Below are 11,157 nucleotides of genomic sequence, written 5' to 3'. Positions count from 1 at the left end.
GGTGCATAAGGAAAATAATACAAGGTCGGGTTAGCCCGCAGGGCGTAACCCGACACCAGCATGAACATCGATGGGCACGTCCGATGTCGGGTTACGCTGCGCTAACCCGACCTACCCAAGCTGAAGTCGTCCCTTGCAAGGGTCAGATTGCAGCGTATTTCCTGTAGGGGCGACTTCAGTCGCCCGCGGACTTTGATCAACGGCTTGCCTGTGATTCAACGTGCGGAGGGGCGACTGAAGTCGCCCCCGCAAGGGCACAACAACGCGCCTGCAAGCGAACGGGTCGATAGCCAAAAAAACCACGGAGTGACCCGTGGTTTTTTCAGGTTTGGCGGGCTACGGATGAGCGCTTAGAACTGCCCGCCGCCAAAGCCTTCGTGATGGCCGGCCGGCACCTGCGGTTTGTCTTCCGGCAGTTCGGCCACGATGGCGTCGGTGGTGAGGATCAGGCCGGCCACTGACGCGGCGTTCTGCAGGGCCGAGCGGGTGACCTTGGCCGGGTCGAGCACGCCCTGTTCGACGAGGTCGCCGTAGGTGCCGTTGCCGGCGTTGTAGCCGTAGTTGCCGCTGCCCTCGATCACCTTGTTCACCACCACCGAGGCTTCGTCACCGGCGTTGGTGACGATCTGGCGCAGGGGTTCTTCCACCGCGCGCAGCACGATCTTGATGCCCGCGTCCTGCTCGTGGTTGTCGCCCTTCAGGTTGGCAATGGCGCTGCGCGCGCGCAGCAGGGCCACGCCGCCGCCGGGCACCACGCCTTCTTCGACTGCTGCGCGGGTGGCGTGCAGGGCGTCTTCGACGCGGGCCTTTTTCTCCTTGAGTTCCACTTCGGTGGCGGCGCCCACCTTGATGACGGCAACGCCGCCGGCCAGCTTGGCCTTGCGTTCCTGGAGCTTCTCCTTGTCGTAGTCGGAGGTCGATTCGTCGATCTGGGCGTCGATTGTGCCGACCCGGGCCTTGATGGCGTCGGCGCTGCCGAGGCCATCGACCACCGTGGTGCTCTCCTTGCCGACTTCGATGCGCTTGGCCTGGCCCAGGTCTTCCAGGGTGGCTTTGTCGAGCGTCAGGCCGACTTCCTCGGCGATCACGCGGCCGCCGGTGAGGATGGCGATGTCTTCCAGGATCGCCTTGCGACGGTCGCCAAAGCCCGGCGCCTTGACGGCCACCACCTTGAGGATGCCGCGGATGGTGTTGACCACCAGCGTCGCCAGGGCTTCGCCTTCCACGTCCTCGGCAATGATCAAGAGCGGCCGGCCGGCCTTGGCCACCTGTTCGAGGATCGGCAGCAGGTCGCGGATGCTGGAGATCTTCTTGTCGAAGAGCAGGATGAAGGGCTCATCCAGCGCGGCGATCTGCTTTTCCGGGTTGTTGATGAAGTAGGGCGACAGGTAGCCCCGGTCGAACTGCAGGCCTTCGACCACGTCGAGTTCGTTGTTGAGGCTCTTGCCGTCTTCCACGGTGATCACGCCGGACTTGCCGACCCGGTCGATGGCGTCGGCAATGATCTGGCCGATGTCGGCATCCGAGTTGGCGGAGATGGCGCCGACCTGGGCGATTTCCTTGCTGGTGGTGGTCGGGCGGGCGATGTTGCGGATCTCGGCGACGATGGCGATCACCGCCTTGTCGATGCCGCGCTTGAGGTCGGTGGGGTTGTAACCGGCCGCCACATACTTGAAGCCTTCGCGGACGATGGCCTGGGCCAGCACGGTGGCGGTGGTGGTGCCGTCACCGGCGTTGTCGGAGGTGCGCGAGGCGACTTCCTTCACCAGCTGGGCGCCGATGTTCTCGTATTTATCCTTGAGCTCGATTTCCTTGGCGACGGAAACACCGTCCTTGGTCACCGTGGGGGAGCCGAAGGCGCGCTCCAGCACCACGTTGCGGCCTTTCGGGCCGAGGGTCACCTTGACGGCGTCGGCGAGGATGTTCACACCGGTGACGATGCGGGCGCGGGCTTCGTCGCCAAACAGCACTTTCTTTGCGGGCATGCGGATAGCTCCTGATTTTTTGCGGAATGTTCGGGTGGGCGGACGAGAGCGTCAGCGCTCGATGATGGCGATGACGTCTTCCTCGCGCAGCACGAGGGCGTCCTGGCCGTCGATCTTCACGGCCTGGCCGGCGTACTTGCCAAACAGCACCCTGTCGCCCGGCTTGACGATCAGCGGATGCAGTTCGCCGCTGGCGAGCAGCCGGCCGTTGCCCACGGCCAGCACTTCGCCCTGGTCGGGTTTTTCTCCGGCGCTGTCGGGGATGACGATGCCGCTGGCGGTGGCGCGTTCCGCTTCGGTGCGCCTGACGATGATCCGGTCGTAGAGCGGACGAATTGCCATTTGATTCTTCTCCATTGCGTGATTGGGCGATCAGCCGGTCGGGCCGGCCGTGCTCATTCCATTGCAAGGGCAATGCCAGCACTCAACGACCTTGATTGCTAACAACTTTTCTTTTTCGGGGTGCTCCGGGGTGACTGGAAATCAACAGCCCGTGGCGCAACGGTGTTGTCCGGGAAGCATTAAAAACTTCGGTTTGTGGTTTTTATTGTTAAATAATTCAATAGCTTAGGTGTTTTTTGGAAAAGCCGTGAAATGCACTTGGCGTGTGCAATGCATATTCGAATAAGTTGGTTTGGTGCGCAGCGTCGCCACGACACACTCGGTCCATTCGTGCCCTGGGCGCGCTTTGATGAAAGGGTTCGACATGCAGGCTGTGATCGTGGGGGCGGACCGGATAGAAGGAATCCGCAGTGAAATCCTGAGGGTCGCCGACCAGTTCGGCATCAAGGGTATCGACCACTGGACCGGGCGCAAGGCCTCGGAGAACCGGCGCCAGCTGTCGCGCCGCACCGGGCTGGTGGTGTTCATGTGCGACCGGGCCAATCACATGCTGATGCGCAATGTGCGCAAGCAGGCCGAAGAGATGGGCATTCCGGTGGTGTTCGCCCGCCATTCGGCGACCGAAGTGCGCGAGCGCCTCGACGACCTGAGCGGCGCCCGGGTGAGGCGCGCGTCGTGAGCGCCCCGGGCCGGCTGTCAGGCTGCAATTGCCGCCACGGAAGGTAAAAAGCTATCCACGCAGCCGCTGCAAAGCACTGCGTGATTAATTGGTTTGGGGGTGCGATGGCCGGCGCTAAAGTGGGTCATCCCATTGAAATTGCTGCATCGCACCCATGCCCAAGACACCTTCATCAACACTTGCCATCGAGTTGCGTGCGGTGTCCCGCCGCTTTGCCGACCCCGGTGGCCGCACGGTGGGTGTGCAGCCCACCAGCCTGATTGTGCCGCAGGGCGAGATCCACGGAATCATCGGGTTCTCGGGGGCCGGCAAATCCACGTTGCTGCGCCTCGTCAATCTGCTCGAACGACCCGATGCCGGCGAAGTGATCGTTCATGGCAACACGCTCACCCGTTTGTCTGCTGCCGGCCTGCGCCAGGCCCGGCATCGCATCGGGATGATCTTTCAGCACTTCAACCTGCTGCATAACCTGACCGTTGCCGACAACGTGGCGCTGCCGATGCGCATCGCCGGCGCCGACCCGGCACGCATCCGCGAGCGGGTGCAGGTGTGCCTCGATTTTGTCGGGCTGGCCGAAAAGGCCGATGTTTATCCCGGTCGCTTGTCTGGCGGCCAGAAGCAGCGTGTCGCCATCGCCCGCGCCCTGGCGCCCGAGCCCCACGTGCTGCTGGCCGACGAGCCGACTTCGGCCCTCGACCCGCGCACCACGCTCGATCTGCTGGGCGTGCTGGCCGATGCCAACCGCCGGTTCGGCGTGACCATCCTGCTGGTCAGCCACGAGATGGAAGTGATCCGCCGCCTGTGCCACCGGGTGTCGGTGATGGAAGGCGGGCGCATCGTCGAGCAGCTCGACATTGCCGACGGACGCATTCCGGAAGGCTCGCAACTGGCCAGCTGGCTGTCGGATTTCGGCGCTGTCGGCCCGGCCGCCAGCCCGTCGCCGGCTACCCGGCCGGACGCGGCGGCCACACCTCACCACTTCGCGCTGGAGGCCGCTCATGCTTGAGACGCTCATCGAACTCGCGCCGGAAATCCTCAAGGCCACCGGCGAAACCCTGCTTATGCTGGCGATCTGCCTGTCGGCGGCCATCCTTATTGGCGGTGCGCTCGGCCTGCTGGTTTTTCTCACCAGCCGCGGGCAATCGCTGGAGCGCTTTCGCGCCTTCAACCTGATCGCCAACGGCGTGATCAACGTGGTGCGCAGCTTTCCTTTCATCATTTTGCTGGTGGCGATCTCGCCCTTTACGCGGGTGATTGCCGGCACCTCCATCGGGCCGCTGGCGGCCAGCGTGCCGCTGTCGATCGCGGCGATCTTCTACTTCGCCCGCCTCATCGAGCAGACCCTGCGCGATCTGCCCCGCGGCGTCATCGAGGCCGCCGAAGCGATGGGCGCCTCGCCGCTGCAGATCATCCGCCACGTGCTGTTGGTGGAGGCGCGCTCGGGGCTGGTGCTGGCCGTCACGGTGCTGGCGGTGAGCTTTCTGTCGTACTCGGCGGTAGCCGGTGTGGTGGGTGGCGGCGGCATCGGCGATCTGGCCATCCGCTATGGCTACTACCGCTTCCAGACCGACGTGATGGTCATCACCATCGTGCTGCTGATCATCCTTGTGCAGAGCGTCCAGTTTTTCGGCCAGTGGGCCGCCCGCCGGGTGGACAAACGCTGAGCCCATCTACAACAAACCCGAACCCATGATTCCAGGAGAACACAGCATGAACATCACCCGTCGTCACTTCGCCAGCCAGATCCTGCGCAGCGTTGCCGTCCTTGGCCTGGCTGTTGGCCTGGGCCTCGGCAATGCCCACGCCCAGGAAAAGAAAACCCTGACCATTGGCGCCACCGCCGGCTCCAACTTCGACCAGCTCAAGCTCGGCATCAAGCCGGTGCTCGAAAAGAAGGGCTACACCGTCAAGCTCGTGGAGTTCAACGACTACGTGCAGCCCAACCTGGCCCTGGCCCAGGGCTCGCTGGACGCCAACCTGTTTCAGCACATCATCTATCTGAAGAAGTTTTCCGCCGACAAGGGCTTGAACCTGGTGGACATCACCAAGGCGCCCATCGCGCCGCTGGGGCTGTATTCCAAGAAGCGCAAGAGCCTGGCCGACGTGAAGGACGGCGACCGCATCACGCTGCCCAACGACCCCAGCAACCTGGCCCGTGCGCTGGTCTTCCTGGAGGCCAACAAGCTCATCAAGGTCAAGGCCGGGCTCGACCCGCTTAAGGTTACCGAGAAGGACGTGGCCGAGAACCCGCACAAGCTGGTCCTCACGCCCATCGAAGCGGCCCAGCTGCCGCGCACCCTGGATGACGCCGAGTTTGCGCTGATCAACGGCAACTTCGCGATTTCCTCCGGCCTCAAGCTGACCGAAGCCGTCGTGCTGGAAAAGACCCCTGACCACTACCTGAACGTGGTCGCGGTGAAGGCCGACGACAAGGACAAGCCGTGGGCCAAGGACATCGCCGCCGCCTTCCGCACCCCGGAATACCGCGCTGCGCTGGACAAGCACTTCGCCGGCTACGCCCGCCCGGCCTATCTGCAATAAGGCGGCGCCCCCTGTGGGTCGGACTTCAGTCCGACAGCGCACACTCAGCCAGTCGAGTCGGACTGAAGTCCGACCTACAGGGGTAGCTCCGCGGATTTATCGAAGGAACATTCTGATGAGTACCCAACACCGCCCCTACTGGGACGAGGCCCTCGAAACCCAGCCCCGTGCGGACTGGGACGCCCTCAAGCTGCAGCTGCTGCAAAAGCACCTGCACCACGCCTACAACAACTCGCCGTATTACCGGGCCAGCTTCGACGCGGCCGGGGTGCATCCGGACGCGGTGCGCAGCCTCGACGACATCCGGCGCTTTCCCTTCATCAACAAGCAGACCCTGCGCGAGCGCCAGCTCGCCGTGCCGCCCTTTGGCGATCTGGTGGCGGTGCCCGAGCGGGACATCGTTTACATCTCCGCCTCCAGCGGCTCCACCGGTGTGCCCACCGCATCGCCCTTCACCGCGCAGGATTTCGACGACTGGATCGACTACGAGGCGCGCCAGTTCTGGTCGTCGGGCCTGCGCCCGGAAGACCGCTACGCCCACTCGCTGAACTTTTCGCTGTTTGTTGGCGGGCCGTGTGTGCTGGGGGCGCAAAAGCTCGGCGCGTTGTCGATCCATGCGGGCACCGTGCCCTCGGAGCGCCTGCTGGCGATTGCGAAGCAGTTTCAGGTGACCGCCATCTGGACCACCCCGTCCTACGCCTGGTATCTGGGCGAAACGGCGGTGAAGGAGGGCATCGATCTCAAGAAGGATCTGGCCATCCGGCGTATCTTCGTGGCCGGCGAGCCCGGCGGATCGATCCCCGAAACCCGCCAGCGCATCGAAGCCCTGTGGGGTGCCTCGGTGTATGACTACTACGGCCTGTCGGACATCTTCGGTTCCTGCGCCGGCATGTGCGAGGAGAAGGACGGGCTGCACTGGGCCGAGGACCACATCCTCGTCGAAGTGCTGCACCCGGAAACCAACGAGCCGGTGGAGGAGGGCGCCCGCGGCGAGATGGTGCTGACCACGCTCAAAAAATCTGCCCGCCCGATGGTGCGCTTTCGCACCGGCGACATCGTCTCCTTCACCTCCGAACCCTGCGGCTGCGGACGCACCTCCATTCGCCTCCAGGGCGTGCACGGGCGGCTCGACGACATGCTGATCATCAAGGGCGTGAATCTCTTCCCCAGCGACGTGGAGGCCATCGCCCGCCGCGACCACGACCTCTCCGGCGAATACCGGCTGATCGTCGAGCGCGAGAACCACCTCGACCGCCTCACCGTCGAGATCGAGCGCGCGGCCACCTGCGTGGCCAGCGACAGCGAACTGGCCGGGCGCTTCGCCCACCACCTGAAGGCCGCCATCGGCGTCAGCGCGGTGGTGAAGATCCTGCCCGCCGACACCTTGCCCCGCGCCACCCACAAGGCCAGGCGCGTGGAAGACCGCCGCAGCGGCGTGTGGGGATAAGCGCTGCAGGTCGGGCGCCCCGGCCGAACGGGAAAACCGATTGGCGCTGTCATCGTTGTCTGTGGAAATCCATCAACCCGACGAAGCCGGGGGCGATGTAGGGGCGACTTCAGTCGCCCGCGGACTCCGATCAACGGCCTGCCTGTGAGCCAACGCGCGGATGGGCGACTGAAGTCGCCCCTACAGGAAATACGCTGCAGTCTGACCCTTGCAAGGGACGACTTCAGCTTGGGTAGGTCGGGTTAGCGCAGCGTAACCCGACATCGGACGTGCCCATCGATGTTCATGTTGGTGTCGGGTTACGCCCTGCGGGCTAACCCGACCTACCCGTGCTCCACGGGGCTTGACCGGGATAACAGTATCTACAAAAAACAACAATGCCGACACCAAGATTCCACAGGTAACGGTGACTTGGCCAATCAATTTGTATATCTCGCCGGCGCTGAATAAGAAATCACGCCAAATGGAATAAGCAAAAGAATTTTGCTTCGTTTGATCCCCGTTTCTTTATCTCTAGACTCGGTTTCATTCAATGTCAGTCAATAGGAAGTCATATGAAATCCAGTCTCCCCCGTCGTTCCCTGTTGTCCTTGGCCCTGCTGCTCGGCTTGTCCAGCGTCGCCCAGGCAGACGTGACGCTGCTCAACGTCTCCTACGATCCGACCCGGGAACTCTACCAAGACTACAACGCCGCCTTCGCCAAGCACTGGAAGGCCAAGAACAACGAAGTCGTCACCATCAAGCAATCCCACGGCGGCTCCGGCAAGCAGGCCCGCTCGGTCATCGACGGGCTCGAAGCCGACGTGGTGACCTTGGCGCTGGCCGCCGACGTGGATGCCCTCCATGAAAACGGCAAGCTGATTCCGGCCGACTGGCAAAAGCGTCTGCCGCACAACGCCTCGCCCTACACCTCGACCATCGTGTTCCTGGTGCGCAAGGGCAACCCGAAGGGCATCAAGGACTGGAACGATCTGGTCAAGCCGGGCATCGAGGTGATCACCCCGAACCCCAAGACCTCCGGCGGCGCCCGCTGGAACTACCTGGCCGCGTGGGGTTATTCCCTCAAGCAGCCGGGCGGCAACGAAGCCACCGCCAAGGAATTCGTCAAGAAGATCTTCGGCAACGTGAAGGTGCTTGATTCGGGCGCCCGCGGCTCCACCACCACCTTTGCCGAGCGCGGCATTGGCGACGTGCTGATCGCCTGGGAAAACGAAGCCTACCTGGCCGTCAAGGAGCTTGGCCCTGAGAAGTTCGACATCGTCACCCCGTCCGTGTCCATCCTTGCCGAGCCGCCCGTCTCGGTGGTCGACAAGGTGGTCGACAAGCGCGGCACCCGCAAGGTCGCCGAGGAATACCTGAAGTACCTGTACTCGCCGGAAGGCCAGGACATCGCCGGCAAGAACTACTACCGCCCGACCGATACCAAGGTGGCCGCCAAGTACACCAAGCAGTTTGCGCCGGTGAAACTCTTCACCATCGACGACGTGGCGGGCGGCTGGACCAAAGCCCAGAAGACCCACTTCTCCGACGGCGGTGTGTTCGACCAGATCATCGTCAAGTAAGCACCCATCCCGTTCCGGTCATCGGCCGGAACGGTTTTCAATCGCCAGTGCCAAACCTTTGGCCTGGCGTTTTATTTGATTTCCGCAAAGGCCCGGACGTCCACGGCGAGTGGATCTTCCCCCCTGAATCCGCATTCATGGCTGCGGGATTTTCGGCCCATCGGCCCACGCCGGGAGCGTGCTTCCCGCTGCACACCAGAGCTCTTGCTTCATTCGAATCCCTGAAGGAGATTTCCATGTCCCACTGGTATGAAGACAACGCCTTGTCCATCGGCCGCACGCCGCTGATCAAGCTCAACCGCGTCACCGACGGCGCCGGCGCCACGGTGCTGGCCAAGATCGAAGGGCGCAACCCGGCCTATTCGGTCAAGTGCCGCATTGGCGCGGCGCTGGTGTGGGACGCCGAAAAACGTGGCCTGCTCGGGCCGGGCAAGGAACTCATCGAACCCACCAGCGGCAACACCGGCATCGCCCTGGCCTTTGTGGCCGCCGCGCGGGGCATTCCGCTGACCCTGACCATGCCCGAAACGATGAGCATCGAGCGGCGCAAGCTGCTGCTGGCTTACGGCGCCAGGCTGGTGCTCACCGAAGGCGCCAAGGGCATGCCCGGCGCAATCGCCAAGGCCGAGGAAATCGCCGCGTCCGACCCCGACAAATACGTGCTGCTGCAGCAGTTCAAGAACCCGGCCAATCCGGCCATTCACGAAACCACCACCGGCCCCGAAATCTGGGACGACACCGACGGCAACGTGGATATCCTGGTTTCGGGCGTGGGCACCGGGGGCACCATCACCGGCGTGTCGCGCTATTTCAAGCAAGGGCGAGGCAAGTCGATCCAGTCGGTGGCAGTGGAGCCGGCGGCCAGCCCCGTCCTCACCCAGACCCGCGCCGGCGAGCCGCTCAAGCCCGGCCCGCACAAGATCCAGGGCATCGGCGCCGGCTTCGTGCCCGCCGTGCTCGACCTGAGCCTGGTGGATGCGGTGGAGCAGGTGAGCAACGAAGAAGCCGTGGAATTCGCCCGCCGCCTGGCGCGCGAGGAGGGCATCCTGGTGGGCATTTCATGCGGAGCGGCGACGGCGGTGGCCGTGCGCCTGGCCAAGCGTCCCGAAAACGCCGGCAAAACCATCGTGGTCATCCTGCCCGACTCCGGCGAGCGCTACCTGAGTTCGATACTGTTCGAAGGCGTGTTTGACGCCGCCGGGCTACCAGCTTGAAGGATGGGCCAGTGGAGTAAAAAAAGCCGCGTGAAGCGGCTTTTTTGCAGGCTCTGCAGGAGCCATGCAGAGCTTAAGTAGGGGCGACTTCAGTCGCCCGCGGAGGCAAAACCGGGATCTACCCTGATTTTGCCGGCTGAGGGCGACTGAAGTCGCCCCACAAAGCCCCAACAATGCACCTCACCATCGGTGCAAAGCTATTCCGTTTCAGGCGCGGCTCAATCCGCCGTGGCCAACGGTGTGGGTCGGGCTACCTCTGCGGCCTCGGGGCGCCCGTAGGCGTAGCCCTGCAGCCAAAAGGGATTCCCGGCGGCGAGGCGGCGGTAATCCGGCGCCGCATCTTCCACGTGGGTGAGGATGGGCGTGGCGTCGCCGCGCAGTGCGGTGAGCCATTCGAGCGCCTCCCGGGCCGTGCTGCCGCTGCCCAGCTTGCGGCTGTCGATCTTCACGAAATCGGGCCAGGCATGGTTGGAGATGGCCTGCCACTGGGCCAGCGAATCCAGATTGACTGCCACCCGAAAGCCGTTGGCGCGGTAGTTGCGCAGCACGAAGGTCAGCAGGTCGGGCTGGGCGCTGGCCTCCACCGGGGTCTCGATGACGATGCTCGCCGGCGAGACCCCGAGGGCGTCGACCACCCGCCGGAACGCCCGGCCGTGGTCGTCGCCAACGGCGGCCAGCAGACGGCCGTGCACGTTGAGAAAGAGCGGCAGCGTGTGGCCGGCGACGAGGGCGTTGAGCAGGTGCAGCGTGCGCGCCAGCCGGTCGAGGGCGATCAGGTGACCGTCATCGGGCATGCCGGAAAACAGCGTCCACGGCGAGCCGCCCTGCTCATCCGCGCTGGCGCTGCGCAGAAAGGCCTCGCGGCCGACAATCTGCCTGTTGTTCGAGTCGACAATCGGCTGAAACGCCGTCGACAACGCGAAACCAAACCAGTCGCCCAGCACGCCGCCGCTGTCCGTGCGATGCAACTGCTTGCCCGGCACCGGCCCCGGCGGAAGCCGATCGAGAAAGGCGCGGGCGAGGGGCGCGATGGTGGGGTTGGCAAGGCTCATTTCAGGCTCCTGATCCGATATTCGCGCCACTTTATTGGCGAGCGGCGGCGGGGGGAACCAAGAAATCGTGCAAACCATATTGGTGGGAACGTGGTGGCAGGCGTTCTGGCGGCCGGGAGTTTGCATCCGGGCTTGCTGCATGGATATGTGAGGGGTTGGATTGGGGATAGGGCTGCGACGGGGAGGGGGGGCCGGGGGGATTGAAGATTTCGACGGGGTGAGGTTTTGCCGGTAAGTGGGGGAAGCGGTGGGATTGGTTGGGGGGCTGCTTGTTGGCCTAGGACTAAACCGCTCTCGCGGTAGCCCTCCGATTCCGTGCAGTGGTCGCTGACAGA

Annotated in this window: 10 protein-coding genes; 7 read left to right on the top strand and 3 right to left on the bottom strand. The window is 64.0% G+C overall.

What is annotated here, in order from left to right:
* Positions 1-350 precede the first annotated feature (350 nt).
* Positions 351-1,985, bottom strand: a complete 1,635-nt coding sequence (groL, locus tag Q1W26_RS14745; RefSeq protein WP_300441721.1) for a chaperonin GroEL — start codon at positions 1,983-1,985, stop codon at positions 351-353.
* Between the two features lie 51 nt (positions 1,986-2,036).
* Positions 2,037-2,327 carry a co-chaperone GroES gene (locus Q1W26_RS14740; RefSeq protein ID WP_300441718.1) on the bottom strand — a complete coding sequence of 97 codons (291 nt, stop codon included), beginning with the start codon at positions 2,325-2,327 and terminating at the stop codon, positions 2,037-2,039.
* A 349-nt stretch (positions 2,328-2,676) separates the two neighbouring features.
* Between Q1W26_RS14740 and Q1W26_RS14735 the strand changes: the two genes are divergently transcribed.
* From Q1W26_RS14735 to cysK, 7 genes are all read left to right on the top strand, one after another.
* The gene (locus Q1W26_RS14735) at positions 2,677-3,006 is read left to right on the top strand and encodes a DUF2325 domain-containing protein (protein WP_300441715.1); all 330 of its coding nucleotides are present in this window, start codon (positions 2,677-2,679) and stop codon (positions 3,004-3,006) included.
* A gap of 154 nt (positions 3,007-3,160) precedes the next feature.
* Positions 3,161-4,012 (top strand): ATP-binding cassette domain-containing protein, encoded by an 852-nt coding sequence (locus Q1W26_RS14730; RefSeq protein ID WP_300441713.1) that lies wholly within the window; start codon positions 3,161-3,163, stop codon positions 4,010-4,012.
* A complete protein-coding gene (locus Q1W26_RS14725; protein ID WP_300441711.1) occupies positions 4,005-4,670 on the top strand; it encodes a methionine ABC transporter permease in 666 nt (221 codons plus the stop codon). The genes Q1W26_RS14730 and Q1W26_RS14725 overlap by 8 nt, the downstream gene beginning before the upstream one ends.
* A gap of 46 nt (positions 4,671-4,716) precedes the next feature.
* A complete protein-coding gene (locus Q1W26_RS14720; protein ID WP_300441708.1) occupies positions 4,717-5,547 on the top strand; it encodes a MetQ/NlpA family ABC transporter substrate-binding protein in 831 nt (276 codons plus the stop codon).
* A 115-nt stretch (positions 5,548-5,662) separates the two neighbouring features.
* On the top strand, positions 5,663-6,994 hold the full coding sequence (locus Q1W26_RS14715; protein ID WP_300441706.1) for a phenylacetate--CoA ligase: 1,332 nt from the start codon (positions 5,663-5,665) through the stop codon (positions 6,992-6,994).
* Between the two features lie 554 nt (positions 6,995-7,548).
* Positions 7,549-8,556 (top strand): sulfate ABC transporter substrate-binding protein, encoded by a 1,008-nt coding sequence (locus Q1W26_RS14710; protein WP_300441704.1) that lies wholly within the window; start codon positions 7,549-7,551, stop codon positions 8,554-8,556.
* Between the two features lie 236 nt (positions 8,557-8,792).
* A complete protein-coding gene (cysK, locus tag Q1W26_RS14705; protein ID WP_300441702.1) occupies positions 8,793-9,770 on the top strand; it encodes a cysteine synthase A in 978 nt (325 codons plus the stop codon).
* 218 nt (positions 9,771-9,988) lie between these two features.
* On the opposite strand, the gene Q1W26_RS14700 is transcribed toward cysK, so the two are convergent.
* Complete coding sequence (locus tag Q1W26_RS14700) at positions 9,989-10,822, bottom strand: EAL domain-containing protein (protein WP_300441700.1); 834 nt, start codon at positions 10,820-10,822, stop codon at positions 9,989-9,991.
* Between the last annotated feature and the right edge of the window lie 335 nt (positions 10,823-11,157).

It is taken from the genome of Zoogloea sp. (assembly GCF_030157465.1).
GTDB lineage: Bacteria > Pseudomonadota > Gammaproteobacteria > Burkholderiales > Rhodocyclaceae > Zoogloea.
Note: the sequence above shows the minus strand (reverse complement) of the source record. Positions and strands in the feature narration are given on the sequence as shown.

What these genes read in the sequence shown, in the direction of transcription:
- Q1W26_RS14735 (WP_300441715.1), top strand. Translation starts at nt 2,677, where the DNA reads ATGAAAGGGTTCGACATGCAGGCTGTGATCGTGGGGGCGGACCGGATA.
- Q1W26_RS14715 (WP_300441706.1), top strand. Translation starts at nt 5,663, where the DNA reads ATGAGTACCCAACACCGCCCCTACTGGGACGAGGCCCTCGAAACCCAG.
- Q1W26_RS14720 (WP_300441708.1), top strand. Translation starts at nt 4,717, where the DNA reads ATGAACATCACCCGTCGTCACTTCGCCAGCCAGATCCTGCGCAGCGTT.
- Q1W26_RS14710 (WP_300441704.1), top strand. Translation starts at nt 7,549, where the DNA reads ATGAAATCCAGTCTCCCCCGTCGTTCCCTGTTGTCCTTGGCCCTGCTG.
- cysK (WP_300441702.1), top strand. Translation starts at nt 8,793, where the DNA reads ATGTCCCACTGGTATGAAGACAACGCCTTGTCCATCGGCCGCACGCCG.
- Q1W26_RS14700 (WP_300441700.1), bottom strand. Translation starts at nt 10,822, where the DNA reads ATGAGCCTTGCCAACCCCACCATCGCGCCCCTCGCCCGCGCCTTTCTC.
- Q1W26_RS14730 (WP_300441713.1), top strand. Translation starts at nt 3,161, where the DNA reads ATGCCCAAGACACCTTCATCAACACTTGCCATCGAGTTGCGTGCGGTG.
- Q1W26_RS14740 (WP_300441718.1), bottom strand. Translation starts at nt 2,327, where the DNA reads ATGGCAATTCGTCCGCTCTACGACCGGATCATCGTCAGGCGCACCGAA.
- groL (WP_300441721.1), bottom strand. Translation starts at nt 1,985, where the DNA reads ATGCCCGCAAAGAAAGTGCTGTTTGGCGACGAAGCCCGCGCCCGCATC.
- Q1W26_RS14725 (WP_300441711.1), top strand. Translation starts at nt 4,005, where the DNA reads ATGCTTGAGACGCTCATCGAACTCGCGCCGGAAATCCTCAAGGCCACC.